Source organism: Blastomonas sp. AAP25, from assembly GCF_001295965.1.
In the GTDB taxonomy this organism is placed as follows: Bacteria; Pseudomonadota; Alphaproteobacteria; order Sphingomonadales; family Sphingomonadaceae; genus Blastomonas; species Blastomonas fulva.
Map to the genome: position 1 here is coordinate 84,364 of NZ_LJHP01000011.1, position 26,503 is coordinate 110,866.

24 protein-coding genes are annotated in these 26,503 nt (G+C 63.0%); 8 read left to right on the plus strand and 16 right to left on the minus strand.

Annotation, left to right across the window (positions count from 1 at the left end; genetic code table 11):
* Positions 1 to 30: 30 nt before the first annotated feature.
* Entirely contained in the window at positions 31 to 1,218 is a 1,188-nt protein-coding gene (locus IP68_RS10605; RefSeq protein WP_054134956.1) for a VWA domain-containing protein, read from the plus strand.
* 18 nt (positions 1,219 to 1,236) lie between these two features.
* On the opposite strand, the gene pip is transcribed toward IP68_RS10605, so the two are convergent.
* From pip to IP68_RS10620, 3 genes are all read right to left on the minus strand, one after another.
* Positions 1,237 to 2,184, minus strand: a complete 948-nt coding sequence (gene pip / locus IP68_RS10610) for a prolyl aminopeptidase (RefSeq protein WP_054134957.1) — start codon at positions 2,182 to 2,184, stop codon at positions 1,237 to 1,239.
* Positions 2,185 to 2,200: 16 nt separating this feature from the next.
* Complete coding sequence (locus tag IP68_RS10615) at positions 2,201 to 2,536, minus strand: hypothetical protein (protein ID WP_150126218.1); 336 nt, start codon at positions 2,534 to 2,536, stop codon at positions 2,201 to 2,203.
* 102 nt (positions 2,537 to 2,638) lie between these two features.
* Positions 2,639 to 3,943, minus strand: coding sequence for an amidohydrolase family protein (locus tag IP68_RS10620; protein WP_054134959.1), 1,305 nt, complete (start codon positions 3,941 to 3,943; stop codon positions 2,639 to 2,641).
* Between the two features lie 160 nt (positions 3,944 to 4,103).
* Here IP68_RS10620 and IP68_RS10625 point away from each other — a divergent pair, with 160 nt between their 5' ends.
* From IP68_RS10625 to IP68_RS20210, 4 genes are all read left to right on the plus strand, one after another.
* Complete coding sequence (locus IP68_RS10625) at positions 4,104 to 4,895, plus strand: DUF4019 domain-containing protein (protein WP_054134960.1); 792 nt, start codon at positions 4,104 to 4,106, stop codon at positions 4,893 to 4,895.
* 121 nt (positions 4,896 to 5,016) lie between these two features.
* On the plus strand, positions 5,017 to 5,379 hold the full coding sequence (locus IP68_RS20200; protein ID WP_156318050.1) for a hypothetical protein: 363 nt from the start codon (positions 5,017 to 5,019) through the stop codon (positions 5,377 to 5,379).
* A 193-nt stretch (positions 5,380 to 5,572) separates the two neighbouring features.
* Positions 5,573 to 6,103 carry a hypothetical protein gene (locus tag IP68_RS20205; RefSeq protein WP_197275777.1) on the plus strand — a complete coding sequence of 177 codons (531 nt, stop codon included), beginning with the start codon at positions 5,573 to 5,575 and terminating at the stop codon, positions 6,101 to 6,103.
* Positions 6,103 to 6,474, plus strand: a complete 372-nt coding sequence (locus IP68_RS20210; protein ID WP_156318054.1) for a hypothetical protein — start codon at positions 6,103 to 6,105, stop codon at positions 6,472 to 6,474. The genes IP68_RS20205 and IP68_RS20210 overlap by 1 nt, the downstream gene beginning before the upstream one ends.
* Positions 6,475 to 6,506: 32 nt before the next feature.
* Here the strand turns inward: IP68_RS20210 and lpdA are convergent, their stop codons facing one another.
* From lpdA to IP68_RS10645, 4 genes are all read right to left on the minus strand, one after another.
* Positions 6,507 to 7,901 carry a dihydrolipoyl dehydrogenase gene (gene lpdA / locus IP68_RS10630; RefSeq protein ID WP_054134961.1) on the minus strand — a complete coding sequence of 465 codons (1,395 nt, stop codon included), beginning with the start codon at positions 7,899 to 7,901 and terminating at the stop codon, positions 6,507 to 6,509.
* Positions 7,902 to 7,906: 5 nt separating this feature from the next.
* Positions 7,907 to 8,302 carry a hypothetical protein gene (locus IP68_RS10635; protein ID WP_054134962.1) on the minus strand — a complete coding sequence of 132 codons (396 nt, stop codon included), beginning with the start codon at positions 8,300 to 8,302 and terminating at the stop codon, positions 7,907 to 7,909.
* Positions 8,303 to 8,306: 4 nt separating this feature from the next.
* A complete protein-coding gene (locus IP68_RS10640) occupies positions 8,307 to 8,681 on the minus strand; it encodes an endonuclease domain-containing protein (protein WP_054134963.1) in 375 nt (124 codons plus the stop codon).
* 142 nt (positions 8,682 to 8,823) lie between these two features.
* On the minus strand, positions 8,824 to 10,119 hold the full coding sequence (locus IP68_RS10645) for a pyruvate dehydrogenase complex dihydrolipoamide acetyltransferase (protein WP_054134964.1): 1,296 nt from the start codon (positions 10,117 to 10,119) through the stop codon (positions 8,824 to 8,826).
* 145 nt (positions 10,120 to 10,264) lie between these two features.
* On the opposite strand from IP68_RS10645, the gene IP68_RS10650 reads away from it, so the two are divergent.
* Entirely contained in the window at positions 10,265 to 10,720 is a 456-nt protein-coding gene (locus tag IP68_RS10650; protein WP_054134965.1) for a universal stress protein, read from the plus strand.
* A gap of 13 nt (positions 10,721 to 10,733) precedes the next feature.
* On the opposite strand, the gene rnr is transcribed toward IP68_RS10650, so the two are convergent.
* From rnr to phaR, 3 genes are all read right to left on the minus strand, one after another.
* Positions 10,734 to 12,977 (minus strand): ribonuclease R, encoded by a 2,244-nt coding sequence (gene rnr, locus IP68_RS10655; protein WP_197275779.1) that lies wholly within the window; start codon positions 12,975 to 12,977, stop codon positions 10,734 to 10,736.
* Positions 12,978 to 13,038: 61 nt separating this feature from the next.
* Positions 13,039 to 14,571, minus strand: a complete 1,533-nt coding sequence (gene proS, locus IP68_RS10660; RefSeq protein WP_082382293.1) for a proline--tRNA ligase — start codon at positions 14,569 to 14,571, stop codon at positions 13,039 to 13,041.
* Positions 14,572 to 14,667: 96 nt separating this feature from the next.
* The gene (phaR, locus tag IP68_RS10665) at positions 14,668 to 15,255 is read right to left on the minus strand and encodes a polyhydroxyalkanoate synthesis repressor PhaR (protein WP_054134966.1); all 588 of its coding nucleotides are present in this window, start codon (positions 15,253 to 15,255) and stop codon (positions 14,668 to 14,670) included.
* Positions 15,256 to 15,478: 223 nt separating this feature from the next.
* On the opposite strand from phaR, the gene IP68_RS10670 reads away from it, so the two are divergent.
* Both IP68_RS10670 and IP68_RS10675 read left to right on the plus strand, forming a co-directional pair.
* The gene (locus IP68_RS10670) at positions 15,479 to 16,369 is read left to right on the plus strand and encodes an alpha/beta fold hydrolase (RefSeq protein WP_197275778.1); all 891 of its coding nucleotides are present in this window, start codon (positions 15,479 to 15,481) and stop codon (positions 16,367 to 16,369) included.
* 50 nt (positions 16,370 to 16,419) lie between these two features.
* On the plus strand, positions 16,420 to 17,592 hold the full coding sequence (locus IP68_RS10675; RefSeq protein WP_054135004.1) for an acetyl-CoA C-acetyltransferase: 1,173 nt from the start codon (positions 16,420 to 16,422) through the stop codon (positions 17,590 to 17,592).
* Positions 17,593 to 17,724: 132 nt separating this feature from the next.
* On the opposite strand, the gene alr is transcribed toward IP68_RS10675, so the two are convergent.
* From alr to scpA, 6 genes are read right to left on the minus strand one after another with little or no spacing between them, the layout of a single operon-like run.
* Complete coding sequence (alr, locus tag IP68_RS10680; protein WP_054134968.1) at positions 17,725 to 18,750, minus strand: alanine racemase; 1,026 nt, start codon at positions 18,748 to 18,750, stop codon at positions 17,725 to 17,727.
* Positions 18,751 to 18,772: 22 nt separating this feature from the next.
* On the minus strand, positions 18,773 to 20,380 hold the full coding sequence (locus IP68_RS10685) for an MFS transporter (RefSeq protein WP_054134969.1): 1,608 nt from the start codon (positions 20,378 to 20,380) through the stop codon (positions 18,773 to 18,775).
* A 24-nt stretch (positions 20,381 to 20,404) separates the two neighbouring features.
* Entirely contained in the window at positions 20,405 to 22,402 is a 1,998-nt protein-coding gene (locus IP68_RS10690; protein ID WP_054134970.1) for an acetyl/propionyl/methylcrotonyl-CoA carboxylase subunit alpha, read from the minus strand.
* The gene (locus IP68_RS10695; protein WP_054134971.1) at positions 22,381 to 23,217 is read right to left on the minus strand and encodes an alpha/beta hydrolase; all 837 of its coding nucleotides are present in this window, start codon (positions 23,215 to 23,217) and stop codon (positions 22,381 to 22,383) included. Before IP68_RS10695 ends, IP68_RS10690 begins: the two co-directional genes overlap by 22 nt.
* Positions 23,218 to 23,243: 26 nt before the next feature.
* Positions 23,244 to 24,356, minus strand: coding sequence for a biotin synthase BioB (gene bioB, locus IP68_RS10700; RefSeq protein ID WP_231683909.1), 1,113 nt, complete (start codon positions 24,354 to 24,356; stop codon positions 23,244 to 23,246).
* Positions 24,353 to 26,491 carry a methylmalonyl-CoA mutase gene (scpA, locus tag IP68_RS10705; RefSeq protein WP_054134972.1) on the minus strand — a complete coding sequence of 713 codons (2,139 nt, stop codon included), beginning with the start codon at positions 26,489 to 26,491 and terminating at the stop codon, positions 24,353 to 24,355. Before scpA ends, bioB begins: the two co-directional genes overlap by 4 nt.
* Positions 26,492 to 26,503 lie beyond the last annotated feature (12 nt).

The window sequence follows — 26,503 nt, forward strand, 5'->3', positions numbered from 1 at the left end:
CGGAAAGCGCCGGATAAGGGTTGAGGATCGATGTTCTTCTCGTTCATGGATGAATTGCGCAGCGCCGGGATATCGGTGTCGCTGAAGGAACATCTGGTCCTGCTCGAGGCGCTGCACAGCGAGGTGATCGGTCGCACCCCCGAGGAGTTCTATTACCTCTCGCGCGCCACGCTGGTGAAGGACGAAGGGCTGCTCGACCGGTTCGATCAGGTGTTCACCAAGGTGTTCAAGGGCCTGGAAATGACCTTCCAGGGCAACGACACCGCCGAGATTCCCGAAGACTGGCTGAAGGCGGTCGCCGAGAAGTTCCTCTCCGAAGAGGAGATGGAGAAGATCAAGGCGCTGGGGTCGTGGGAAGAGATCATGGAGACGCTCAAGAAGCGGCTCGAGGAACAGGAAAAGCGCCACCAGGGCGGCAACAAGTGGATCGGCACTGGCGGCACCAGCCCGTTCGGCAACTCCGGCTTCAACCCTGAAGGCGTGCGCATCGGCGGCGAGAGCAAGCACAAGCGCGCGATCAAGGTGTGGGAAAAGCGCGAGTTCCAGAATCTCGACGACACCCGGCAGCTGGGCACGCGCAACATCAAGGTCGCGCTGCGCCGCCTGCGCCGGTTCGCGCGTGAAGGCAACGCCGACGAGCTCGACATCGACGGCACCATCGATGGCACCGCGCGGCAGGGCTGGCTCGATATCCGCATGCGGCCCGAGCGGCACAATGCGGTCAAGCTGCTGCTGTTCCTCGATGTCGGCGGATCGATGGACCCGTTCATCAAGCTGTGCGAGGAACTGTTCTCGGCGGCCAAGACCGAATTCAAGAACCTCGAATTCTTCTATTTCCACAACTGCCTGTACGAAGGCGTGTGGAAGGACAACCGCCGTCGCTTCACCGAGCGCACCAACACCTGGGACATCCTGCACAAGTTTGGGCACGACTATAAGGTGATCTTCGTCGGCGATGCCTCGATGAGCCCTTACGAGATCAGCCATCCCGGCGGCTCAGTCGAGCACTTCAACGACGAGGCGGGCGCGGTGTGGATGAACCGTGTGGTCAACACCTATCCTGCTGCGGCCTGGCTCAATCCGATGCCCGAGAACCAGTGGGGCTATTCGCAATCGGTGCGGATGATCAAGGATTTGATGAAGGATCGGATGTATTCGCTGACGCTCGAGGGTCTGGACGATGCGATGCGCGAACTGGTGCGCAAGCACGGGAACTGATCGGCGGCGCGATCGGCCTCAGGCCTTGCCCGCGTAACGATCGGTCGCCTCGACCAGCCGGCTCAGGATGCCGGGCTCCGAATAGGCATGCCCTGCCCCTTCCACCAGATGGAAGTCCATGTGCGGCAGCTTTTTGTGCAGCGCCCACGCATAATGCGCGGGGCACGGCATGTCGTACCGGCCATGTACGATGGTGCCGGGAACGGCGGCCAGCCTGGACGCGTTGCGCAGCAATTGCTCGGGCTCCAGCCAGCAGGCGTTGACGAAATAGTGCGTCTCGATCCGCGCGAAAGCGAGCGCGTAATGACCGTCGTCGTGCTGCTCTGTCAGCCTGGGGTCGGGCAGCAACGTCACCGTCTCGCCCTCGTACAGGCTCCAGGCACGAGCCGCGGCAACCTGCAGTTCCGGATCATCCCCGGTCAGCCGACGATGATAAGCGCCCAGCATGTCGCCGCGCTCGTCCTCGGGGATCATGGCGACGAACCGCTCCCATTTGTCCGGAAACATCTGCGACACGCCGAACTGGTAGAACCAGTCGAGTTCGGGCTTGGTGCACATGTAGATGCCGCGCAGCACCAGCTCGGAGACACGCGCAGGGTGCGTCTGCGCATAGGCCAGCGCCAGCGTCGATCCCCAGGAACCGCCGAACACCAGCCATTGATCGACACCCACGATCGTCCGCAGCCGCTCGATATCGGCGACCAGATGCCAGGTGGTGTTGGCGTTCAACGCCGCATGCGGAGCAGAGCGCCCGCAGCCGCGCTGATCGAACAGCATCACGTCATACAGCGCAGGATCGAACAGCCGCCGATGATCGGGCGAGCAGCCGCCACCGGGACCGCCGTGCAGGAACACCGCGGGCTTGGCCCCCGGTGTCCCCACGCGTTCGTAATAGACCTGATGCCCGTCGCCGGTATCCAGCGTGCCCGTGGCGTAGGGCTCTATCGGCGGATACAGCCCGCGCACAGCCCCGCCCCGCGGCTCAGTTTCCGTGGCGGATGTTGCTCGACAGATAGTCGCCATAGCTGCCGACATAGCTGTCGATGATCATCTGGGTTTCCTCGGTCGCATAGCTTTCCGCGTCCGCCTTCTTCCCGCCATACTGCATTTCGGACTTGATCATCGCGTCCATCAGCGTGGTCTTTTCGGCCGCGCAGGCGCTGCTCGCCTCCTTGGTGAAATCGGCCGGCGTCTTCTTGGCCTCGAGCGCCGCGTTGGTGAACGTGGTCAGGCAGGCGTTGAAGCTTTTGCGCGCAGAATCAACAGGATCGCCCTGCGCCATGGACATGGCAAGCGCCACCATCAAAGTGAGACTCATCTTACTCTCCCCAAAGTAGATCGGATGCGCCGATTAGCACAATCTGCCGCGCCACGGGAAGCGGATTCCCGCCGATGTTGCGGCAGTTTACCGCGCAGCATTTCAGCGGACTCGCACGCCCCCCTGCACCACCGCATCCACGCTCTCCAGCTCGCGCACATCGGCCAGCGGATCGCCGTCGACCGCGATGATGTCGGCATAGCGTCCCACCGCGATGGCGCCTACATCCTGCGTCTTGCCCAGCGCCTCGGCGGCGTTCATCGTCGCCGCGCGGATCGCCTCGATCGGGGTCATGCCGTATTCGACCATCACCTTGAACTGTCCGCCGGCAGTGGCATGCGGCATCACGCCAGCATCGCTGCCGAACACCATCCGCACCCCTGCCTTGTGCGCCTTGCGGAAGTTGTCGCGCTGGATCTGCGCGACTTCGCGGTCCTTGCGCAGATTGTCCTCCATCACGCCGTTCTTGGCGCCTTCGGCCTGGGTGTAATCGGTGTTGAAGATGTCCATCGAGAACCACACCGGCTGCTTGCGCTCGGCCGCGAGGCGGATCCCCTCGTCATCGACCAGGCTGGCATGCTCGATGGTGTCGATCCCGGCGCGGATCGCGGCCTTGATGCCAGCGCCGCCATGCGCGTGTGCCGCGACCTTGAGGCCCCATTGATGCGCCTCATCGGCAATCGCGCGCAGTTCCTCTTCGGAGAGCTGCTGCTGGCCCGGCTCGGTGTTGCGCGAGAACACCCCGCCGGTGGCGCAGACCTTGATCACCTCTGCGCCGTACTTGCGCTGCTCGCGCACCTTCTGGCGCAGCTCGACCGGGCCATCGCCGACCGCAGGCGATTTCGCCGCGAACGAGGGCGGAAGATAGGTCTGGTCGCAATGGCCACCGGTCGCGCCAATCGAATAGGCGGCGGGAACAATGCGCGGACCTGTCGCCCAGCCCTCGGCTATCGCCTGCTTCAGCGCGACATCGTTATAGCCTTCCGAGCCGACATTGCGCACCGTGGTGAACCCGGCATCGAGCATTGCGCGCGCGTTCGAGGCGGCAACGAAGCTCCAGAAGCGGTCGGTGAACTGCAGGCTGTTGTACCCGCCATAAGTGGGTGAACTATCGAGATGGACGTGCATGTCGATCAGCCCGGGGAGCAATGTCTTGCCCGACAGGTCGATATGCGTGACGTCCGAGCCCCAGCGTACCGTGCGCGCATCGGCGATCGACGTGATGCGGCCGTTCTCGGTGAAGATCGCGGGAAACTCGGTCGTCCTGCCGGTGGCCACGTCGATCATCCTTGCAGCGGTGATCACCGTGCGGTTGGGTGCCTGCTCAGGTGTCTCTTGGGCCGAGGCGGTTACCGTGAGCGCGGACGCGGCGAGCGCCGCCGAGATCAAACGTGCAAGACTTTTCATGATGTTCCCCTGACCGGCTACCCCGGATGATTGTCGCCCAACGATTACAGCGACTTGGGGTTCAGGCAAGCAAAACCGCCAGCCAGCCCGAACGTATGCGCACAGATACAAAATATTGGGGGTGGCTGCCGCGCCGGGGGCGGCCTAGCATCGGCGCATCATGGCAACGCAGATCACCGACAACCCCTGGTCGCTGACCGAGAAGGAAAAGCAGACGCTGCGCCTGATCGTGTGCGGGCACGACGCCAAGTCGATCGCGCGCACGCTCGACCTTTCGGTGCACACGATCAACGAGCGGCTGCGCGATGCGCGGCGCAAGATGGCGGTCTCGAGCAGCCGCGAGGCGGCGCGGATGCTGCTCGAGGCGGAAGGCGGAAGTGTTACCCCCCAATCTCTCGGGGACAGCCCAATCGGGGATGATCTGCGCGCGCCAACCGCCGATCAGGTGGGGGCGCCGACCCCCGGCGCGGAGCGAAACCGCTCCCTGATCCTGACAGGAGTTCTTATGACCCTCGCCCTCGGCCTGCTGGCCCTCACCACTCTGCCGTTCACCAATACGGCCCCAACCACGGTCACCCCTGCCCCGACGCAGGTCGCGATGCAAGGAGACGCGACCGACGCGGTGAACCCCGAAGTCGTCACCGCCGCCCGCGCCTTCCTGACGCTGATCGAACAGAAACGCTGGGAAGACAGCTACGCCGCCACCGGCACCGCCTTCCGCAAGCTCAACACGCTGCAGATCTGGGCGCAAGTCTCCGAAGAGGTCCACGCCCGCTACGGCAGCGCCGTCTCGCGCACCCTGCTCAGCCAGCAGAACCTCCCCGCCCCGCCCGCAGGCTACGAAGTCGTCAAGTTCCGCACGGTCTATGCGAACAAGCAGCAAGCGGTGGAAACGGTGACGCTCGACCGCGAGGATGGCAAGTGGGTCGTGGTGGGGGTTACGGTGGGGTGAACCATCAGAATGCGAGCACAGCGATTGAACATTCAGTCAAAGTTTGGCATTTATGTATTCCGCGACGCCAGATGAGTAACGTACGTTTGGACTATTTAAAAAGAAGATTCGGCAGCCCGATTTGCAGTTTGCAGCAAAGGGTTATTTGCAAATTGCAATCACTCGGAAGCACCTTCCAAACATCGATCTTCATCGGATTGAACTGGGTTACGCAGAGCAGCTTTTGGATGCTGGATGTTCTGCGGAACAAGCATTTTCGACTCGCTGGGGCGGCGTAAGGGCCATTCAGGATGAGCCCGAAAGTTTCGAGGATGCAATAGAAGCAATGAGACAGGCTCGTCGGGAATGCGGAATGCCAGCTGAGTTTGAAGACAAAGCAGAGGCCGAAATTATGTATCTTGCGGCTGCCCTGAGCATCGTGACACTAGCGAATTTTATTGATCCCAAAGACTATGAAACGTTTTGCAATTACGTTGGTGTTTGAATTATTTACTTGCTGAATCGAATATCAGATTACCTGATAGCAATATTTTCATTGCTGGAAAATTCATCTACACCTGGAGGTAACCTAGTGATAATTGCATGTAATATTGAATGTTTATTGCAAGTCGTGCACCCAAATCCCTCTTGGAGCAAACCGAAATTGTCACTGCATGACTGTCGTTAGAATAATTCTAGTGGCACTTATTTTAAGCCCACTTGTACTATGTCCGCTGATTTATTTTATTGCTCCAGAAATTTTTACTGGAGGTGAGCCAGTATCAATCTCTATGATATGGTCTTTTATTGGCCTGTCCATGAGCTATTATGGGCTGATATTTTCTCTTTTTGCTGCACTTGAAGTGGAGCGTATTTCAAGAAAATATATATTTAAAATACTTTCACCTGAACTCAGTCGATCTGTCACATCTATCGCAAAGCACATCAGCAAATTTGCTAACGAGCCGCCACATGAAATTAGCGCGCAAACCTTCATGCATGAAGCACCTGTAGCATTGCGAGCAGCAAGCCGCATTCAAAATATCGAAGTTCGTCGTGTAGCGAAAGAAGCTCAGGTTGAATTACTTAAATTCAAATCACAAATAACGAAATCTAGTCCAAACTGTACAACGTCAGGGCAGATTCCAGGATATTGGGAAATGTATCAAAAAATTAGTGAACTAGCGGATGAATTAAAAACACAAATCGAAGAATTGAGGAGCATGTAGTGGCTTACTCGATTGAACAGTGGCGTAAGGCCATAACAAAGCTTCTGGAGCTAACTTCGGAAGACAAACTGATTTGGCAATCAAGTGACGATTATGAGCCCGAAGCTTCCGAGGCAATTGACGGGTCATTTTCAGCAAAACTAAAGGATAAAATGTATGTGGTATCAAAAGTAAGACGGCGACACTATTTGGATGAAAACGATTTTGTTTGGGTATACAGGTTCAACCTGGCTATATTCGAACGTAATCTATTTAGTGGATTTGAAGCTATCGCCAATTCCCCGGATATCAGTTCTATAGCTGCGCTTTACGAAGCGGCAGAAAGCAACTTTGCTTATAACAAAAATGCCTTGGGCGACCTGCTTGATTGAGTTCCCGCTTACGACTTTACAGAACCTTCATCTCAAAAATGCACCGCCCGCCCATACGCTGACAACACACCCTCGTGCATCATCTCGCTCAGCGTCGGGTGTGCGAAAACCGTGTGCATCAGCTCCTCCTCGGTGGTCTCGAGCTGGCGGGCGATGACATAGCCCTGGATGAGTTCGGTCACTTCCGCGCCGATCATGTGCGCGCCGAGCAGCTCGCCGGTCTTGGCGTCGAACACGGTCTTGATGAAGCCTTCGGCCTCGCCCAGCGCGATCGCCTTGCCGTTGCCTATGAAGGGGAAGTTGCCGACCTTGACCTCGTGCCCGGCCTCTTTCGCCTTGGCCTCGGTGAGCCCGACGCTGGCGACCTGGGGGCGCGAATAGGTGCAGCCGGGGATGTTCCAGGTTTCGAACGGGTGCGGGTTCTTGCCTGCGATATGTTCGACCGCGATGATGCCCTCGTGGCTCGCCTTGTGCGCCAACCAGGGCGGGCCGGTGACATCGCCGATCGCGCGGATGCCGGGAACGTTGGTCTGGCCGAAGCCGTCGACGACGATATGGCCGCGGTCGGTCTTCACGCCCAGCGCCTCGAGCCCGATATCCTCGGTATTGGGCACGATGCCGATCGCGACGATGGCGTGGCTGAACTGGTGCTCCTCGCTCTTGCCGTCCCTGGTCTTGATCTTGGCGGTCACGCCCTTGCCGGTGTCGGTCAGCGCCTCGACGCCCGCGCCGGTGAGGATCGTCATCTTCTGCTTCTTGAGCGCCTTTTCCATGAACGCGCTGACATCGGCGTCTTCCACCGGCAGCACGCGGTCGAGCATCTCGACGATGGTCACGTCCGCCCCCATGTCGCTGTAGAAGCTGGCGAACTCGACGCCGATCGCGCCCGATCCGATGACCAGCAGCTTGCTCGGCATTTCGGTGGGGGTCATCGCGTGGCGATAGGTCCAGATGTGCTTGCCATCGGCCTTGGCGAACGGCAGGTCGCGCGCGCGCGCGCCGGTGGCGACGATGATCTCCTTCGCCTCGAGCTCGCGGGTCTGGTCGCCCTGGGTGACGACAAGCTTGCCCTTGCCGGTGAGCTTGCCGGTGCCTTCGACCACCGCGACCTTGTTCTTCTTCATCAGCCCCTTGACGCCGGCGTTGAGCTGGCCCGAGACCTGACGGCTGCGCGCGACGATCTTGTCGAGCTCATAGCCCACCTTGTCGGCGGTGAGGCCGTAATTGCCCGCATGGGTCATGTAATGGAAGATTTCCGAGGTGCGCAGCAGCGCCTTGGTGGGGATGCAGCCCCAGTTGAGGCAGATGCCGCCCAGCTTTTCCCGCTCGACGATCGCGACCTTGAGGCCCAACTGCGCGGCCCGGATCGCCGAGACATAGCCGCCGGGGCCGGAACCCAGCACGATCAGGTCAAATGTTTCAGCCATGGTTCTCAGCCCTTCTTAGCGCGTTTCATCAGATCAAGATTGCAGAGCATCCACACGATGCAGCATGCCACCGCAGGGGCATAGACAAGCTCTGCATAAGCGACAACTTCGGTCAGATACAGCACCAGCGCAAACCCGCTGCCCGCTGCGGTGGCGAGCAGGACGGGGATGCGGATCAGCGGGTGCGCGTTCAGCCTTGCGAGCCCCAGCGCGACAAGCGCGGTCGCGAGCAGGATCACGAACACCATCACCACGGTGTAGAACGCGTCGGCGGTATCGACGAACGTCTCGGAAATGTTGAGCGCCCCGGTCTGCGCGAGGTTGAACGCGAAACGCCCGACGAGCGTCGCGATCGCGGTGGGGAGCAAAAGGCGGCGGAGGATGAAGAGGAGGATGGTCATGCGTTTAGCCCCTCTCCCCTTGCGGGAGAGGGGTTGGGGAGAGGGGGCGCGACGCACAGGCCTCGATGGCCTGTTCATCGCCGTGCAACACCCTCAGGATCATTTCGCCCACCCCTTCGTCGTTCGTCAAAATATCGTAATTCGAAAACCGCAGCACAGTGAAACCCTCTCGGCGCAGATAGGCATCGCGCGCCGCGTCATAAGCGTTCTCGACATGTTGCGCCCCATCCGCCTCGACGATCACCCGCTGCGCGAAACATACGAAGTCGGCGATGTAGCGATCGATCGGCACCTGCCGTTTGAACTTGAAACCTTCGAGGCGCTTGCCGCGCAGGATTTGCCAGAGCTTGAGTTCGGCTTCGGTAGGCTCGCTGCGCATTGCCCTGGCGCGGGTCCGTAAGGTGGCAGGTGATGGAGCGGTCGGCGCAGAAGCGTCGCTGTCGCGCCGCCCCCCTCTCCCCAACCCCTCTCCCGCGAGGGGAGAGGGGCTTTGAAGATCGCGGGACATCAGCCTGAACGCCTCAGGCCAGCATCCCCAGCGGGTTTTCGCACAGTTCCTTGAACGCCTGCATCAGCTGCGCGCCATCGGCGCCGTCGATGGCGCGGTGGTCGAAGCTGCCGGTGGCGCTCATCACCGTCGCGATGCCGAGCGCGTCGTCGACGATGTACGGGCGCTTCTCGCCTGCGCCGATCGCCATGATCATCGCCTGGGGCGGGTTGATCACCGCTTCGAAGTGCTTGATGCCAAACATGCCCATGTTCGAAAGGCTCGCGGTGCCGCCCTGGTATTCGTGCGGCTGCAGCTTGCCTTCCTTGGCGCGTCCGGCGAGCTCCTTCATCTCGGTCGAGATCGCGCCGACGGCCTTGGTTTCGGCACCGACGATGATCGGGGTGATCAGGCCTGCAGGCGTGCTCACCGCGACCGAAATATCCGCGCGGCTGTAGCTGATCAGCGTGTTGCCGGCGAAGCTGACGTTGCACTTGGGCACCTGGATCAGCGCCTTGGCGAGCGCCTTGATCAGCAGATCGTTGACCGAGAGCTTGACGCCCTGCGCCTCGAGCGCCTTGTTGAGCTCGCCGCGCAGCTTGAGCAGTTTGTCGAGCTGGATATCGAGGGTCAGGTAGATGTGCGGGATCGTCTGCTTGGCCTCGGTCAGGCGGCGCGCGATCGTCTTGCGCATGTTGGAGAGCTTGGCCTCTTCGTGCGGGATATCGGTGGTGAACGGTGCAGGCGCGGCGGCGGCAGGTGCAGCGGCTGCTTGCGGCGCGGCTGCGGGCGCAGGTGCAGGGGCTGCAGCCTTGGATTCGCCGGGCTGCGCATCCTCGACATCGGCCTTGACGATACGGCCGCCGGGGCCGGTACCCTTGATCATCGCCAGATCGATGCCCTTGGCGGCGGCAATGCGCTTGGCGAGCGGGCTCGCCTTGATCCTGTCGTCGTCGGACGAGGCTGTGGGCGCCGGTGCAGGAGCGGATGCAGGCGTAGGTTCCGGAGCAGCCCTGGCCTCTTCCTTCGGAGCAGGCGCAGGCGCCGGTGCGGGCGCTGCAGCGGCGGGCGCGTCGCTCGCATCCTCGCCCTCTGCGGTGATGATCGCGATGATCTCACCCACCTTCACATTGTCGGTCCCTGCCGGAATGACAATCTTTGCGATCACGCCCTCGTCGACCGCCTCGAATTCCATCGTCGCCTTGTCGGTTTCGATCTCGGCGAGCAGGTCCCCGGAGGCGACGGTGTCGCCTTCCTTGACCAGCCACTTGGCGAGCGTGCCCTCCTCCATAGTGGGCGAGAGGGCCGGCATTTTCAGATTGATAGGCATTGGGTGTTTTCCCCCGATTCAGGTGCGCCAATTCGATAACGGGGGCCGTTCTCGACGCTTAGGTCCGTAGGGTCAAGGGGGCATACCCTTGCCACACCTATCATTTTGGCGCAGTCTTAAGGCCAGCAAACGGGGCAGCGATTTTATGCGGGTATATCTGGTCATCATGGATGAAACCAGCGAGGCGCTGACCGCGCTGCGCTTCGCCTCGCGGAGGGCGCAGCACACCGGTGGTCAGGTACATATCCTGGCGCTGGTGCCCAAGCAGGACTTCGTTGCCTGGGGTGGGGTGCAGGCGACGATCGAGGACGAGGCGCGGAGCCGGGCCGAGGCGCTGGTCGCCAATGCCGCAGGGACCCTGTTCGATGAAATGGGCCAGCGTCCGGTGATCACCGTGCGGATGGGCGATGCGACCAAGGAAATCCGCCGCTACATGCTCGAATGTCCCGATCTTGCCATGCTGGTGCTGGGCGCGGCGGCAAGCGGAGCGCCCGGGCCGCTGATCACGCATTTTGCCGGCCCCGATGCAGGCGCGCTGCCCTGCCCGCTCACCATCGTGCCGGGCGGGCTGACCGATGCCGACATCGACCGGATGTCGTGACCGCCGCTAGCGGTCAGCGGCTCTGGTGGCGGATGTTGCCGGGGCGACCGCGGCGCTTGATCGGCGGACGCTTGGTCTTGCCATCGTTGCGCCCGCGATAAGGCTCGCGCATGAAGTTGCCGCCTTCGGGCAGCTCGAACTTTATCGCCCCGGTGATGGGATCTGCCTCGACCAGCCTGAGCTCTAGCTGCTGGCCCACGGCATATTGCTCGCCGGTGGTCTCGCCGGTCAGCGTCTGCGCCTTTTCGTCGTACCAAAAGCGCTCTGCGCCCAGCGTCGAGACCGGCACCAGACCGTCGCCGCCGAATTCCTCGATCGTCGCGAAAAAGCCGAAATTCTGCACCCCGGTGATCCGCACCTTGTGCACCTCGCCGATGCGGGTGGCGAGGAAGGCTGCGACATAGCGATCGACGGTCTCGCGCTCGGCCTCCATCGCGCGCCGCTCGTAGCTGCTGATCAGCTGGCAGATGCGGTCGAGCGAGGCGGCGTCCTGCTCGCTGAGCCCGGTAGCAGGCGGCAGATCGCTTTTGGGCGCGGGCTGCTCGAGCTTGTAGGCATCGACCAGCGCGCGGTGCAGCAGCAGATCGGCATAGCGGCGGATCGGGCTGGTGAAATGGCCATAGGATCCAAGCGAAAGCCCGAAATGGCCCATGTTGCGCGGGCCATAATAGGCCTGGGTCTGGCTGCGCAGCACCTGCTCCATCACCATCGGCTTGACCGTCTCGTCGGTCACCCGCGCAAGGATGGAATTGAAGGTGCTGGGCCGCACCACCTGCCCCAGCGCGAACGAGATCTCGAAGGTTTCGAGATAGTCCTTGAGCGCGACCAATTTCTCGCGCGAGGGCGGCTCGTGGACGCGATAGACCACGGGCGCCTTCTTGCCCTCGAGCGCCTTGGCGGCAGCGACATTGGCGGCGATCATGAAATCCTCGACCAGCCGGTGCGCATCGAGCCGCTCGCGGGTTGCGACGCTGACGATGCGGCCCGCCTCGTCGAGAACGATCCGCCGCTCTAGCAGATCGAGGTCGAGCGGCTCACGGGCACCGCGCGCCTTGTAGAGCAACTTCCAGCACGCCCAGAGCGGGCGAAGCGCGGTTTCGGTCAGCTCGTGCGGCTTGGTGCCGTCGATCGCCGCCTGTGCATCCTCATAGGCGATGTTCGCCGCCAGCCGCACCAGCGCGCGGGTGAAGCGCCAGTCCTTGAGCTTACCGTGCGCATCGATCACCAGATGGCACGCCATCGCCGCGCGGTCCTGCCCGGCCTTCAGCGAACACATGTCCGCAGACAGCACCTCGGGGAGCATCGGAACGACGCGGTCGGGGAAATACACGCTGTTGCCACGCTTGCGCGCCGACCGGTCGATCGCGCCGCCGGGGCGGACATAATAGGAAACATCGGCAATCGCGACGATCGCCGTGAACCCGCCGGGATTCGCGGGATCGTCATCGGGCGTCGCCCAGATCGCGTCATCATGATCGCGCGCATCGACTGGATCGATCGCGACGATCGGCAGGTGGCGCAGGTCCTCGCGTGCCTCGGTGGTCAGCGGCAGCTTGGATGCGAGCTCAGCTTCGGTGATCGCCTCGGCAGCGAATTCCATCGGGATGCCGAATTTGTGGATCGCGATCATGCTGAACGAGCGCGGCGCAAAGGGTTCGCCCAGCACTTCGGTGACCTTGGCAGACACGCGGTCGCGCAATCCGCTCTGTTCGGCCATCACCAACTGGCCGACCTCGGCCTTGCCGGGATCGGAGATCGGGACCAGACGCCGGATGCGCTTGTCGACCGGCTTGAGCCAGAGTTTGCCGCCGCCTTCGTCACGCTGCACTACGCCGAGCAATTGCTCGCCCGCGCGCTGCAGCTTCTTCATCACGAACGCGCGATGACCGCCACCCGCCTCTTCGGTGCGCGCGAGCACGCGGTCGCCCACCGCCAGCGCGCCCGAGCGACCGCGTTCGGAAATCCGCACCTTGGGCGCCGGAACGCCTTCGGCCTGCCAGTTGTCGGGAACCCCGATCAGCTCGCGGCCATCGACCTCGATGATCTTGAGTACGGTGACCTTGGGCAACCCTCCCATCTTGTGGAACGCGCGGCCCGGGGCACTGTCGATCAGGCCTTCATCGGCCATGTCCTTGAGGAGCGCCTTGAGCGCGATCTTCTCTGCGCCGCGCAGCTTGAAGTGCTTGGCGATCTCGCGCTTGCCCGCAGGCTCGTAGGATTCGGTGATGAACTTCAGGATCGCCGCACGATTGGGCATCCCGCCATCGTATGAGCGAGGTGCCTTGGCCTTGCCGGGACGATCCTGCGCCACCTTCTGTTCAATAAGCCCGGGCGAGCAGCACGCGCTCGACCGCGGGCCCGCCGGTGAAGAAGCAGCTTGCACCTGCAGGCGCCGAATTTTCCGGCGTGTTGCGGATGGTGAGCTTGAGCGCCTTCAGTTGCTCGACGACCTTGTCCAGCGCCTCGCCGCTCGGGCGGCACCAATCCACCGCGACCCAGCCTGGATATTTGCTGCCATCGAAATGCGCCTTGAGGCCAGCCATGTCGGTGACATCGGTGCGCACCTGTCCATCGAGCCGTGCCTTGGCCGAGCAGAACATCAGCGTCTGGATCTGGTCGAGCAGCGCAGGCGCCTGGCCGACGAACGACTCCCAGTGCATCGCCTGATTGTCGAGCTTGCCATCCTCGGAATAGAGTGCGTCGCGGCGCAGCATCGTCACCTGTTCGCCAGCGGCATCGCGCCCGCCGATTTCCAGGATGATCGGCGCACCCTTCTTGACCCAGCCCCAGCGCTTGGGACCGGGCTTGCCCGCCTTCTTGTCGATCAGCACGCGCAGCGGTTCGCCGAACGCGCTGGAATCGATCAACGCGGTGCGGATCTTCGCACAATAGGCAAGCAGCGCTTCGTCCTCTGGGCTTTCGCGCAGCATCGGCACGATGACGATCTGGTGCGGCGCGATCTGCGGCGGCACCTTGAGGCCATCATCGTCGCCATGGGTCATGATGACGCCGCCGACCAAACGCGTCGAAACGCCCCAGCTGGTGGTGTGCGCGAACTGGAACTGGCCCTCGCGGTCCTGGAAGCGGATGTTCTGCGCGTGCGCGAAATTCTGCCCCAGATAATGCGACGTCCCGGCCTGCAACGCCTTGCCGTCCTGCATCATCGCCTCGATCGAATAGGTCGCGACCGCCCCCGGGAAGCGCTCGTTCTCGGGCTTTTCACCCGCAATCACCGGCATGGCGAGCGGGCCCTGCGCGAAGTCACGATACATCGCCAGGATCGTCAGCGTCTCCGTCATCGCATCGGCTTCGTTCTCGTGCGCCGTATGACCTTCCTGCCAGAGGAATTCGGATGTGCGCAGGAACATGCGGGTGCGCATTTCCCAGCGTACGACGTTGGCCCATTGGTTGACCATGATCGGCAGGTCACGCCAGCTCTGCAGCCAGCGCGAGAACGCGGTGCCGATCACCGTTTCGGATGTCGGACGGACAACCAGAGGCTCTTCAAGCTTGGCTTCGGGATCGACGACCAACTGGCCGTCCTCCATCTTCAGCCGGTGATGCGTGACCACAGCCATTTCCTTGGCGAAGCCCTCGACGTGCTCGGCTTCCTTCGCGAAATAGCTCAGGGGAATGAACAGCGGGAAATAGCAGTTCTCGTGCCCGGTTTCCTTGATCTGCCGGTCGAGCAGCATCTGGATGCGCTCCCAGATGCCATAGCCCCAGGGGCGCATGATCATGCAGCCGCGCACGCCCGATTCCTCGGCAAGGTCCGCTTCCTGGATGACCGCCTGGTACCATGCGGCAAAATCTTCCTGCCGTGTGACGGGCAGCGCGTTCTTCTTGGTCACTGTAAGCTCGATCCTGATGCACTCAAACAAGGCCCGCGTGCCTAGGCGAGCGCGCACGTTCGCGCAATCACCCGTTTGGCACCGGCGCTGTCGTGCCTATTTCTTGTCGACCAGATCGTCGATCTTGCGCTGCATGGCCGAAAGCTGGGCCTTGAGCGCGGCGATTTCATCGTCCGAGGACGAGGATGGCGCAGGCGCCGTTTGCGGCACGCCGGGAGCGCCGGCCTTGTCCTTGCGCGGGTTGAAGGCGCTCGATGCCGCTTCGAACATCGCCAGATTCTGGCGTGCCAGCTGCGCAAACGGGCTGTTCTTGATGCTGCCTTCCATCGCGCTCTGGAATTTTTCCTGGTTCTTGCGGAAGGCATCCATCGAGGCTTCGAGATATTGCGGTATCATCGATTGCATCGAATTGCCGTACATCGAGATCAGCTCGCGCAGGAAACCGACGGGCAGCATCTGCTGGCCGCTCGATTCCTCTTCCATGATGATCTGGGTCAGGATGTTGTGGGTGATATCATCGCCGGTCTTGGCATCGACAACCTGGAAATCCTTGCCTTCGCGCGTCAGCTTGGCCAAGAAGTCGAGCGTGATATAGCTCGACGACCGGGTGTTATACAGACGGCGGTTGGCGTATTTTTTGATGATGATGACATCATCCGAATCCGAGGTGCCAGTCTTGGCCATGCGCGCATCTCCCGATAAAAGCTGCGACACTGTAGCACCGCATCATAGTGCACTGCAACATGCGCCCCGCCCCTTGCCGCTTTTCCTTGCGCTTGCCCGCCAGCAGCTTGCGGACAACCCGGCCCGTCTGCTTCAGCTTTTGCAGGCGCTTGACCGTTATGCACGCGCCGATCGCGGCTTCATGCGACCACCCGGGAAGGTTTTGCTGCAGCACGGAAAGACGATGCTGCGCAGCGCCGCAGGATCTCCAACGGCCGCGTCCGCCTCGAATGAGCATCCGCGAATCATCTTCGTCCCTTCGCCGATCAACGCGCCGCATGTGCTCGACATGGACGCCGAATGTTCGCTGATGGGCTGGCTGGGGGATCAGGGGTTGAGCTCAGCTTTGGTCGATTGGGGGGTGACCACGCCATGCGATCGGGGCGACACGCTCGATACCCTAGCCATGGATCGGTTGCTGCCGCTGCTGTCCCAGCTGCCTGGCCCTGTTCATCTTGTGGGCTATTGCCTTGGCGGGCTGATCGCGCTGGCGTCGGCATGCCATGCCGATGTCCGCAGCCTGACGCTGATCGCCACGCCCTGGCACTTCAGCGGCTATGATCCGCAGCGCCGCACCGAGCTTGGCCGGATGTGGGCGCATCACCGGCCCGCCTGCGAGGCTATGGGCCTGGTGCCGATGGAGGTGATGCAGCATGGCTTCTGGACGCTTTCGCCCGACAAGCTGATCGAGAAATATATGAACTTCGGCGCGATGGAGCCCGACAGCGGGCCGGCTCGGCGTTTCGTGGCGGTGGAGGACTGGGCCAATGGCGGCGAGCCCCTGCCCTTCGCGCTGGGCGAGCAACTGTTCGAGCAGCTTTATGGCGCCGACATCACGGGGCAAGGCGCATGGACGGTGAGCGGCGTGCCCATCAATGCGACGAACGTGCGCGGTCCGGTGCTCGAGCTGGCCTCGGCCAGCGATGCCATCGTCCCGCTTGCCTGTTCGCCCGATCTGCCCGGGCGGCAGGTGCTGGCATCGGGGCATGTCGGCATGGTGGTGGGCAGCAGCGCGCCGCACAGGCTGTGGCCGATGCTGAAAGATTGGATTCTGTCACACGAAGCGCCTAACTAGGGGGCAAAGCCTTCCTCCCCAAACAATCCCGCCAGATGGAGACCATCACCATGTCCAGCATCGTCATCACCGCCGCCAAGCGGACCCCCGTGGGCAGCTTTCTGGGCGCCTATGCCGCAACCCCCGCGCACGAACTCGGCCGCATCGCGATCGAGGCGGCGCTTGCGCAGTCGGGAATCACCGGCGAGGACGTGTCAGAGGTGATCCTCGGCCAGGTGCTCACCGCAGGCCAGGGCCAGAACCCTGCGCGCCAGGCCTCGATCAACGCTGGCATCCCCAAGGAGGTGCCGGCCTATGGCGTCAACCAGGTCTGCGGATCGGGTCTGCGCGCGGTTGCGCTGGGCTTCCAGTCGATCGCCAATGGCGATGCCGATATCATCGTCGCGGGTGGCCAGGAAAACATGTCGATGTCGCCGCACGCCCAGATGCTGCGCGCCGGACAGAAGATGGGCGACATGAAGCTCGTCGACACGATGGTTTATGACGGCCTGACCGATGTGTTCAACCAGTATCACATGGGCATCACCGCCGAGAACCTGGCCGAGAAGTATCAGATCACCCGCGAGGCGCAGGATCGATTTGCCGTGCGCTCGCAGAACCTTGCCGAAAAGGCGCGCGCCGATGGCCGCTTCATGGACGAGATCGCACCCGTCACGATCAAGGGCCGCAAGGGCGATGTCACGGTCACCGACGACGAGTATATCCGCGCCGGCGCGACCTATGAAAGCGTCGCAGGCCTCAGGCCCGCGTTCAAGAAGGACGGGACCGTCACCGCCGCCAATGCCAGCGGCCTCAACGATGGCGCTGCAGCTCTGGTGCTGATGCGCGAGGAAGACGCCGCCAAGCGCGGACTTGCCCCACTGGGCCGCATCGCCAGCTGGGCCTCGATGGGCGTCGATCCTTCGATCATGGGGATCGGCCCAGTATCGGCCAGCCGGCGCGCACTCGCCAAAGCGGGCTGGAGCGTCGAGGATCTCGACCTGATCGAATCGAACGAGGCCTTCGCCGCGCAGGCGCTGTCGGTGACGCAGGAAATGGGCTGGGACCCCGAGAAGGTGAACGTCAATGGCGGCGCGATCGCCATCGGCCATCCGATCGGCGCCAGCGGCGCGCGCGTGCTCACCACCCTGCTCTACGAAATGGCGCGCCGCGACGCGACAAAGGGCCTAGCAACTTTGTGCATCGGCGGCGGCATGGGCATCGCGGTCTGCATCGAGCGCTGAACAACCACCTCGCCCGATAGTCCTCGTCATTCCCGCGAAGGCGGAAATCCCGATGCCTTCGCTGACCGCAGCACTGAAGCGGGACCCCTGCTTTCGCGGGGGTGACGATCAAGGTCGGGATTGGGTTCGAATTCAGTCCACCCACACCCGGTCAAACCGCCGTCCGATCTGGGTCAGCCATTCATACTGGCTGATCCCGGTCGCGGCTTCGGCCTGAGGCAACACCAGATCGGCGGCGATCCAGTCGCCTTCGCCCAGATCGGGCGCGGCGCTGATATCGATGCAGGTGAGATCCATCGACACGCGCCCGAGCAGCGGTAACCTCGTGGCACCATGCATGAAGCTACCGATCGCCGACAGCGCGCGCTTGAAGCCGTCGGCATAGCCCAGGGACAGCGTGGCAGTCCGCATCTCGTCCGACGCGGTGAAGGTCGCGCCATAGCCAACGCTGTCGCCTGCCTGCACCTTGCGCACCTGAAGAACCCGGGTCTCTATCCGCATCACCGGCTGGATCACATCGGCAAGCGCCGCAACCGGCACTCCGCCATACAGCGCCAGCCCGGGCCGGGTGCAGTCGAAGTGATAGCCGTGGCCCAGAGATATCCCAGCGCTGTTCGCAAGGCTGTAGCGGCGGGCGGTCACTCCGGTGCGCACCTGATCGAACCGCAGCCGCTGCGCCCCGTTCTGCGCGCTGTCCTCATCGGCAGAGGCGAGGTGGCTGAGACACAGATCGATATCCAGCCCTGCGCAATGCCCTGCGACATCGTCGCGCCAATCGAGCCCCAGCCGCGACATCCCGGAGTCGATCATGACGTGGCAGGTGCCGCCGCCCATCGCCCGCCAGCGCGCGATCTGCTGGGCGCTGTTGAGCACCGGGACCGCGCCGGCTGCCAGCGCAACCGCCTCTTCCCCCGGCGCGATGCCATGCAGCACTGCGATGCGCGCCGGGTCGACCAGCCCCGTCAGAGCCTGTGCCTCGGACCAGTGCGCGACAAAAAAGTCGCGGCAGCCGGCAGACGCAAGCCGCGCAACGACCTCACGCGCGCCAAGGCCATAGCCGTCGGCCTTGACCGCAGCGCCTGCCGCAGCCCGTCCGCTCAGCGCATCGAGCGCGCGCCAGTTGGCTGCCAGCGCGCCGCCGTCCAGCACCAGCCGCATGTTCGCACCGATATCTGCGATGTCAGAGATGTTCCGGCTCCACTCCCGGCCTGTGCGTTTCCTGCAGCCAGATCATGCTGACCACGAACGCCATCAGCACCACGCCCCAGGTGTACCACAGCCCCGAATAGGGATTGCCCGTCTTGGCGATGATGAAACTGGCGATGAACGGCAGGAAGCCGCCGAAATAGCCGGTACCGAAATGATAGGGGATCGACATCGAACTGTAGCGGATGCGCGGCGGAAACATTTCGGACAGCAACGCTGCCACCGGACCATAAGTCGCAGCCGACAGCGCGCCCAGCCCCGCCAGCGCCATCACGATCACGAGAATGCTGAGCGCAGGCGGCACCCGCGGGGTGAAGTCATAGCCCGCCGCTGCCAGCGCGGCATCGACGCCCGCGCTGCTGGTATCGCTCACCACCGTATCGCCGATCTTGACCGCGACGCGCGGGCCCTGCGTCAGCGTATAGCCGACACCCTTGGCGGTGAACTGCGCGAGCAGCTTGCCGCAATCGGTCTCCTGCTCCTTGGCGAACGGCGAATAGCTGCATTCGGGGCCCGAGATCACCACCGGCGCGCGTTCCATCGCGGCGTTGAGCGCAGGGTTGGCGACGCTGCCGATCAGCCAGAACAGCGGAAAGACCAGCACCAGAGTCAGCGCATAGCCCCAGACGATCGGCTTCTTGCGCCCGAGCTTGTCCGAGAGCGACCCGAAATAGATGTAGAACAGCATCGAGATGCAGGCCGCGCCGCCGACGATGATCTCGGCCGCGGTATCATCGACCCGCATCGGACCCTTGAGGAACGACAAAGCGGAGAACATCGCGGTATACCAGATCACGGTGAGGCCCGCGGCGATGCCGAACAGCGCGACGAACAGCCGCTTCTTGTTGCCGGGATAGGTAAAGCTTTCGACGAACGGATTGCCGGCAAGCTCGCCACCCGCCTTCATCGCCTTGAATACCGGGCTTTCCGACAGCTTGAGCCGCATCCAGAGCGATACCGCGAGCAGCAACAGGGACAGCAGGAACGGCACGCGCCAGCCCCAGTCGTTCCACAGTTCCTCGCTCATGATCGCCTTGCAGCCCAGCACCACGATGAGGCTCAGCACGAAGCCGCCGACAACGCTCGCCTGGATGAAGCTCGTGTAGAACCCGCGCTTTTCAGGTGGGGCATGTTCGGAGACATAGATAGCCGCGCCACCATATTCGCCGCCCAGCGCCAGCCCCTGCAAAATGCGCAGCAGGATGATGATGATCGGCGCGGCAATGCCGATGGTGTCGGCCGACGGGATCAGGCCGACGCCTGCGGTGGCGATCCCCATCAGCGTCACCGTCACCAGAAAGGTGTATTTGCGCCCCAGCCGGTCGCCCAGGAAGCCGAACAGGATCGCGCCCAGTGGACGGAATCCGAAGCCCACCGCAAAGCCCGCCCAGACCAGCAGCGTCTCGAGTGTCACGTTTCCGCTGGGGAAGAACGTGCGCCCGATGATCGCGGCCAGCGTGCCGTAGATGAAAAAGTCATACCATTCGAAAATGGTGCCAAGCGATGATGCGCCGATCACCAGCCGGATTTCCGACTTGCTCGGCGTCATGATGTCCCCGTCCGCTGCGACCGTTGCGGTCATCCAGCATCTCCCCAAATGCGTCCCTTATTCGAGTTCGAGTATCACCGCATCGACGGCAAGGCTATCCCCTTCGGCAGCGCTGATCGTCTTGACCGTGGCCGCCTTTTCGGCGCGCAGGATGTTCTCCATCTTCATCGCCTCGACAATCGCCAGCGGCTGGCCCGGCTGCACCTTGTCGCCCTCGGCAACGTGCAGCTTCACCAGCAGGCCGGGCATCGGGCACAGCAGGAAGCGCGACAGATCGGGCGGGACCTTCTCGATCATGTGGCGGGCATGCTGCGCAACATGCGCGGGCAGCACCTCGAAGCGGTGCGTCGCGCCGCGCGCGGTCAGCGCCAAACCGGTGCGGGTGCGCTGCACCTTGACCGCGAGCTCGTCAGACACATCCTCGTCACCGAAATCGGCAATCGCCATCCGGTCACCGGGGGTATAGCCCATCGCCATGTCGACGACCTCGCCATCGACCACGATCGCATCCTCGCTGACCGAAACCTCCATCGCGACATCGCCCTGGCGCACGCGCCATTCGGACGGCGGGGTCAGCCGGTTGCCCAGCTGGCCGCTGACCCGCAGCGCGCGATCGGCTTCGGCGGTGGCGATGAATGCGGCGATCGCGGCGAGCCGCTGCAGCAGCTCGGGCGACGCAGGGGCACCCATAAAGCCGTCAGGATATTCCTCGGCGATGAAGCCGGTGGTGATGTTGCCCGAGCGGAAGCGCGGATGCTGCATCAGCGCCGAGACGAAATCGAGATTGTGCCCGGGGCCTTCGAGCTCGAACCGGTCGATCGCCTTGATCTGACGGTCGATCGCCTCGATGCGCGTATCGCCATAAGTGATCAGCTTGGCGATCATCGGATCGTAGTGGATCGAGACCTCCCCGCCCTCCTCCACGCCGTCATCGACGCGCACGCCCTTCTTCTGCTTGGGCGGATTGTAGCGCACCAGACGCCCGATCGAAGGCAGGAAGCCGCGATAGGGGTCCTCGGCATACACCCGGTTTTCGACCGCCCAGCCGGTCAGCGTCACCTCTTCCTGCGTGAAAGCCAGCGGCTCGCCATTGGCGACGCGGATCATCTGCTCGACCAGATCGAGCCCGGTGACCAGCTCGGTCACGGGGTGCTCGACCTGAAGCCGGGTGTTCATTTCGAGGAAGTAGAAGCCGTCGCCGGTGGTGTCCGCGCCCGATACGATCAGCTCGACCGTGCCTGCGCTGTAATACCCCACCGCGCGTGCCAGCGCGACCGCCTGCTCGCCCATCTTCTTGCGCATTTCCGGCGTGACGAAGGGCGATGGTGCTTCTTCGACCACCTTCTGGTGGCGGCGCTGGATCGAGCATTCGCGTTCGCCCAGATAGACGATGTTGCCGTGCTGGTCGCCCAGCACCTGAATCTCGATATGCCGCGGCTGGAGGATGAACTTCTCGATGAACACTCGGTCGTCGCCGAAGCTGGCAAGGCCCTCGCGCTTCGTCGCCTCGAAGCCCTCGCGCACGTCCTGCTCGTTATAGGCGAGCCGCATGCCCTTGCCGCCACCACCCGCCGAAGCCTTCATCATCACCGGATAGCCGATCTCGCCTGCGATCCGCACAGCATGCTCGGTATCGTCGATCTCGCCGACAAAGCCGGGGACGACGTTCACGCCAGCCTGCAATGCCAGCTTCTTCGATTCGATTTTGTCACCCATTGCGGCAATCGCGCCGGGAGGGGGGCCGATGAAGGTGATGCCCGCGGCCTTCAGCGCCTCGGCAAAGCTGGTGCGTTCGGACAAGAATCCGTAGCCCGGATGCACCGCATCGGCGCCGGTCTGCTTGCACACCTCGATGATCTTGTCCGCGAGCAGGTAAGACTGCGCGGCAGGCGAAGGGCCGATGTGCACGGCTTCATCCGCCATCTCGACATGCGGCGAGCGCGCATCGGCATCCGAATAGACGGCCACGGTCTTGATGCCCATCTTCTTGGCGGTGCGGATAACCCGGCAGGCGATCTCGCCGCGGTTGGCAATCAGGATTTTGGTGATTGGCATGATAGATCGAATCCACTTTTTGGGTCTTGCTCGACCGCGGTTGGGAAGAGGTATTGAAGCGCCTCAGGCGAGACGGTGTGGTAAATGGTGGCGTGGGTCAGATCGGGACGCGGCGCATAGCACCAGCTCTGGCCGCTGCGGCTGCTGGCACCCAGCGCCGCGGTGAGCCGGTCGAGACCCGTCTGCATCTCGCGGCCTTCGTTGGCGATTGTCAGATACAGCCGGTGCGGCTTGGCCGAGGGTTTGACCAACAGCGCGGCAGAAGCCTTGGCGAGCCGCTCGTCATCCCACCACAGGCTGGGGCTGATCGCGGCGTAATGATCGAACAAGTCGGGTTCGTTGAGATAGGTTTCGACGATGAACAGCCCGGCGAGCGATTCCCCGATGACGCCGGTTTCGCCCGATGTGCGATAGCTTTTGGCCACCATCGGCATGACCTCGTCGCGGATGAACGCGCGGAAGGCTGCCGAGCCGCCAGCGGTCGGAAATTCCTTGATCAGCGCAGCATCCTGCGTCGGCCCGGTCAGCTCGCGCCTGCGGTCCTTGGTGGCGATGCCGACCACGATCACATCCTGCGACCGTGCCCAGAGTGCACCCAGCGCGCTGGTTCCGGCGATATGCAGGAAGTCCTGATCCAGCCCGCCGTCGATCAGATACAGCACCGGGTAGGTCTTGGCCGATGTTGCGTAATCGGCGGGCAGATAGACGTTGACCACCCGCTCCTGCGCCAGCGGCTTCGACGCGAGCGTGTGCGTCTCGCCAACGGTGATCGGCACCGGCTGCGCGGCGGCGGATGCAGCGCAGGTGAGTGCCATCAGAAGCAGGCATAGCAGGCGAGAAATCACTCCGCCGCCTCCAGAGCCCCAAGCGGCTGCGCGGCCATCGCCTTCATGCCCAGCTTGGAGAGCAGCGCGCCGTCCTTGTCGTCGCCGGCATTGGGCGCGGTGAGCAATTTGTCGCCGGTGAAGATGCTGTTTGCGCCTGCCATGAAGCACAGGGCCTGGCAGCTTTCGGACATGCTCTCGCGCCCTGCGCTCAGCCGCACCATCGATTGCGGCATGGTGATGCGCGCGACGGCGACCGTGCGTACGAACTCGATCTCGTCGATCTTCGCGAGCGGCGTATCGGCGAGCATGTCGCCCAGCACCGTCCCCTTGACCGGCACCAGCGCGTTGATCGGCACGCTTTCGGGGTGCGGCATGGTGGCGAGCGCGTGGATGAAGCCGATGCGGTCCGACCGTGTCTCGCCCATCCCGACGATGCCGCCGCAGCACACGTTGATGCCCGCCGAGCGGACGTTGTCCAGCGTTTCCATCCGGTCCTCGAAGGTGCGGGTGGTGATGACGTTGGCGTAGTTTTCCGGCGCGGTGTCGATGTTGTGGTTGTAGTAGTCGAGACCCGCATCGGCGAGCTGCTTGGCCTGGCTCGCGGTGAGCATGCCCAGGGTCATGCAGGTTTCCATGCCCATTTCGCGCACTCCCTTGACCATCGCGGCGAGCTTGGGGATGTCCTTGTCCTTGGGGTTGCGCCACGCAGCGCCCATGCAGAACCGGCCCGAGCCGTGATCCTTGGCCTGCGCCGCAGCCTGCAGCACCGCCTGCACGTCCATCAACTTGGTCGCCTTGACGCCGCTGTCGGCATCCTTGGACTGGCTGCAATAGCCGCAATCCTCCGGGCAGCCGCCGGTCTTGATCGACAACAGGGTCGAGAGCTGCACCTCGTTACGCGGGAAGCCCGCACGGTGAACGGTCTGCGCCTCGAACATCAGGTCGTTGAACGGCAGGTCGAACAGCGCGGTGATCTCTTCGCGGGTCCAGTTACACCGGCTCTGGCCGGTGTACCCCTGCGCAGGCAGGGGCCCATCTCCAGAGCGTCCGACAGGTGCTGCACTAAGGGGTGAGTTCAGGTGATGGGCCCCTGCCTTCGCAGGGGACCGGGTTGTAAGATCATTCATTCTGCAGCTTCCTGAAGGGGTGGCATGTTGTGCCCCAGCAGACGCAGCACGTCCGCTGCGCATTCGACGACGTTCGATCCGGGACCGTAGATGCCCTGCACGCCCGCATCGCGCAGGAAATCGTAGTCCTGCGGCGGGATCACGCCGCCAACGATCACCTTGATGTCGTTGCGCCCGGCCTCTTTGAGGCCAGCGATCAGTGACGGGATCAGGGTCTTGTGCCCGGCAGCAAGCGAGGAGGCTCCGACGACATCGACATTGCTTTCGAGCGCCAGCACGACGGTCTCTTCGGGGGTCTGGAACAGTGGCCCCGAGACAATCTCGAAGCCGAGGTCGCCGAACGCTGAGGCGATCACGTTCGCACCGCGATCGTGCCCATCCTGCCCCATTTTGGCGACGAGCAGCTTGGGCTTGCGGCCCAGTCGGCGTTCGACCGCTTTCACGCCCTCGACCACCTGCGCCCAGCGGCCGTCATCGACATAGGGCGCGCTGTAGACGCCCTTTACCGGGGTCGGCACGGTGGCATAGCGGCCGAACACGTCCTCCATCGCCTGGCTGATCTCGCCCAAAGTCGCGCGCGCACGCGCCGCATCCACCGCAAGCGCCAGCAGGTTGCCATCGCCCTTGGCGCCTTCGCGCAGGGCATCGAGCGCCGCCTGGCACGCCGCCGCATCACGCGATGCCTTGACCGACACAATCCGTGCGACCTGGCCTTCGCGGACCTTGGCGTTATCAACGTCCAGCGTATCCAACTGGTCCTCGCTCGGCAGCCGGTACTTGTTCACGCCGACCACAACATCCTCGGCGCGATCGACCCGCGCCTGGCGTCCGGCGGCGGCTTCCTCGATCATCGCCTTGGGCCAGCCCGCCGCCACGGCCTTGGCCATGCCGCCTTCGCTCTCGACGCGTTCGATGATCTCCCACGCCTTGTCGACCAGTTCCTGCGTGAGGCTTTCGATATAGTAACTGCCGCCCAGCGGATCGACCACGTTGGTCATCCCGGTTTCTTCCTGGATGACGATCTGCGTGTTGCGGGCGATGCGCGCGGAGAAATCGGTGGGCAGCGCGATGGCTTCATCGAGCGCATTGGTGTGCAGCGACTGCGTGCCGCCCAGCATCGCGGCCATCGCCTCGATCGTGGTGCGGATGACGTTGTTGTAAGGGTCCTGCTCGGTCAGCGACACGCCCGATGTCTGGCAATGGGTGCGCAGCATCTTGGAACGCTCGTCCTGCGCGCCCAGCCTGGTCATCACCCGGTGCCACAGTACACGCGCGGCACGCAGCTTGGCTATCTCCATGAAGAAGTTCATGCCGATGGCGAAGAAGAAGCTCAGCCGTCCGGCGAACTTGTCTATGTCGAGGCCAGAGGCAACGCCGTATTTCACATATTCCATGCCATCGGCGATGGTGAAAGCGAGCTCCTGCACCTGCGTCGCGCCGGCTTCCTGCATGTGATAGCCCGAGATCGAGATGCTATTGAACTTGGGCATCTCGCGGCTGGTATAGCCGAAAATGTCAGAGATGATCCGCATCGAAGGCTCGGGCGGGTAGATATACGTGTTGCGGACCATGAACTCCTTGAGGATGTCGTTCTGGATGGTGCCGTCGAGCAATTTGCGGTCCACGCCCTGCTCTTCGCCCGCAACGATGAAGAACGCGAGGATCGGGATCACCGCGCCGTTCATCGTCATCGAGACAGACATCTTGTCGAGCGGGATGCCGTCGAACAGGATCTTCATGTCCTCGACGCTGTCGATCGCAACGCCCGCCTTGCCGACATCGCCGGTGACGCGCGGATGATCGCTGTCATAGCCGCGGTGCGTCGCCAGATCGAACGCGACCGAAAGCCCCTTCTGTCCGGCGGCGAGGTTGCGGCGATAGAAGGCGTTCGATTCCTCGGCGGTGGAGAACCCGGCGTACTGCCGGATCGTCCAGGGGCGGCCGGCATACATGCTTGCGCGCACCCCCCGGGTGAAGGGGGCAAAGCCAGGCAGGCCGGGATCGACCGATACATCGTCCGCCGTGTAGAGCGGCTTGACCGCGATCCCCTCGGGCGTGTGCCAGGTGAGATCGCGTCCCTTGACCTCCTTTTCGGCCAGAGCCTGCCAGTCGGCGATGTTGGGTGTGTCGGTCATTCTATCGGTCCC

Excerpts from the sequence above, each read along its gene's own strand:
- IP68_RS10605 (WP_054134956.1), top strand. The coding sequence starts at position 31 with ATGTTCTTCTCGTTCATGGATGAATTGCGCAGCGCCGGGATATCGGTG.
- IP68_RS10615 (WP_150126218.1), bottom strand. The coding sequence starts at position 2,536 with ATGAGTCTCACTTTGATGGTGGCGCTTGCCATGTCCATGGCGCAGGGC.
- IP68_RS10620 (WP_054134959.1), bottom strand. The coding sequence starts at position 3,943 with ATGAAAAGTCTTGCACGTTTGATCTCGGCGGCGCTCGCCGCGTCCGCG.
- IP68_RS10625 (WP_054134960.1), top strand. The coding sequence starts at position 4,104 with ATGGCAACGCAGATCACCGACAACCCCTGGTCGCTGACCGAGAAGGAA.
- lpdA (WP_054134961.1), bottom strand. The coding sequence starts at position 7,901 with ATGGCTGAAACATTTGACCTGATCGTGCTGGGTTCCGGCCCCGGCGGC.
- IP68_RS10635 (WP_054134962.1), bottom strand. The coding sequence starts at position 8,302 with ATGACCATCCTCCTCTTCATCCTCCGCCGCCTTTTGCTCCCCACCGCG.
- IP68_RS10640 (WP_054134963.1), bottom strand. The coding sequence starts at position 8,681 with ATGCGCAGCGAGCCTACCGAAGCCGAACTCAAGCTCTGGCAAATCCTG.
- IP68_RS10645 (WP_054134964.1), bottom strand. The coding sequence starts at position 10,119 with ATGCCTATCAATCTGAAAATGCCGGCCCTCTCGCCCACTATGGAGGAG.
- IP68_RS10650 (WP_054134965.1), top strand. The coding sequence starts at position 10,265 with ATGCGGGTATATCTGGTCATCATGGATGAAACCAGCGAGGCGCTGACC.
- rnr (WP_197275779.1), bottom strand. The coding sequence starts at position 12,977 with ATGCCCAATCGTGCGGCGATCCTGAAGTTCATCACCGAATCCTACGAG.
- phaR (WP_054134966.1), bottom strand. The coding sequence starts at position 15,255 with ATGGCCAAGACTGGCACCTCGGATTCGGATGATGTCATCATCATCAAA.
- IP68_RS10670 (WP_197275778.1), top strand. The coding sequence starts at position 15,479 with ATGCTGCGCAGCGCCGCAGGATCTCCAACGGCCGCGTCCGCCTCGAAT.
- IP68_RS10675 (WP_054135004.1), top strand. The coding sequence starts at position 16,420 with ATGTCCAGCATCGTCATCACCGCCGCCAAGCGGACCCCCGTGGGCAGC.
- alr (WP_054134968.1), bottom strand. The coding sequence starts at position 18,750 with ATGCGGCTGGTGCTGGACGGCGGCGCGCTGGCAGCCAACTGGCGCGCG.
- IP68_RS10685 (WP_054134969.1), bottom strand. The coding sequence starts at position 20,380 with ATGACCGCAACGGTCGCAGCGGACGGGGACATCATGACGCCGAGCAAG.
- IP68_RS10690 (WP_054134970.1), bottom strand. The coding sequence starts at position 22,402 with ATGCCAATCACCAAAATCCTGATTGCCAACCGCGGCGAGATCGCCTGC.
- IP68_RS10695 (WP_054134971.1), bottom strand. The coding sequence starts at position 23,217 with ATGGCACTCACCTGCGCTGCATCCGCCGCCGCGCAGCCGGTGCCGATC.
- bioB (WP_231683909.1), bottom strand. The coding sequence starts at position 24,356 with ATGAATGATCTTACAACCCGGTCCCCTGCGAAGGCAGGGGCCCATCAC.
- scpA (WP_054134972.1), bottom strand. The coding sequence starts at position 26,491 with ATGACCGACACACCCAACATCGCCGACTGGCAGGCTCTGGCCGAAAAG.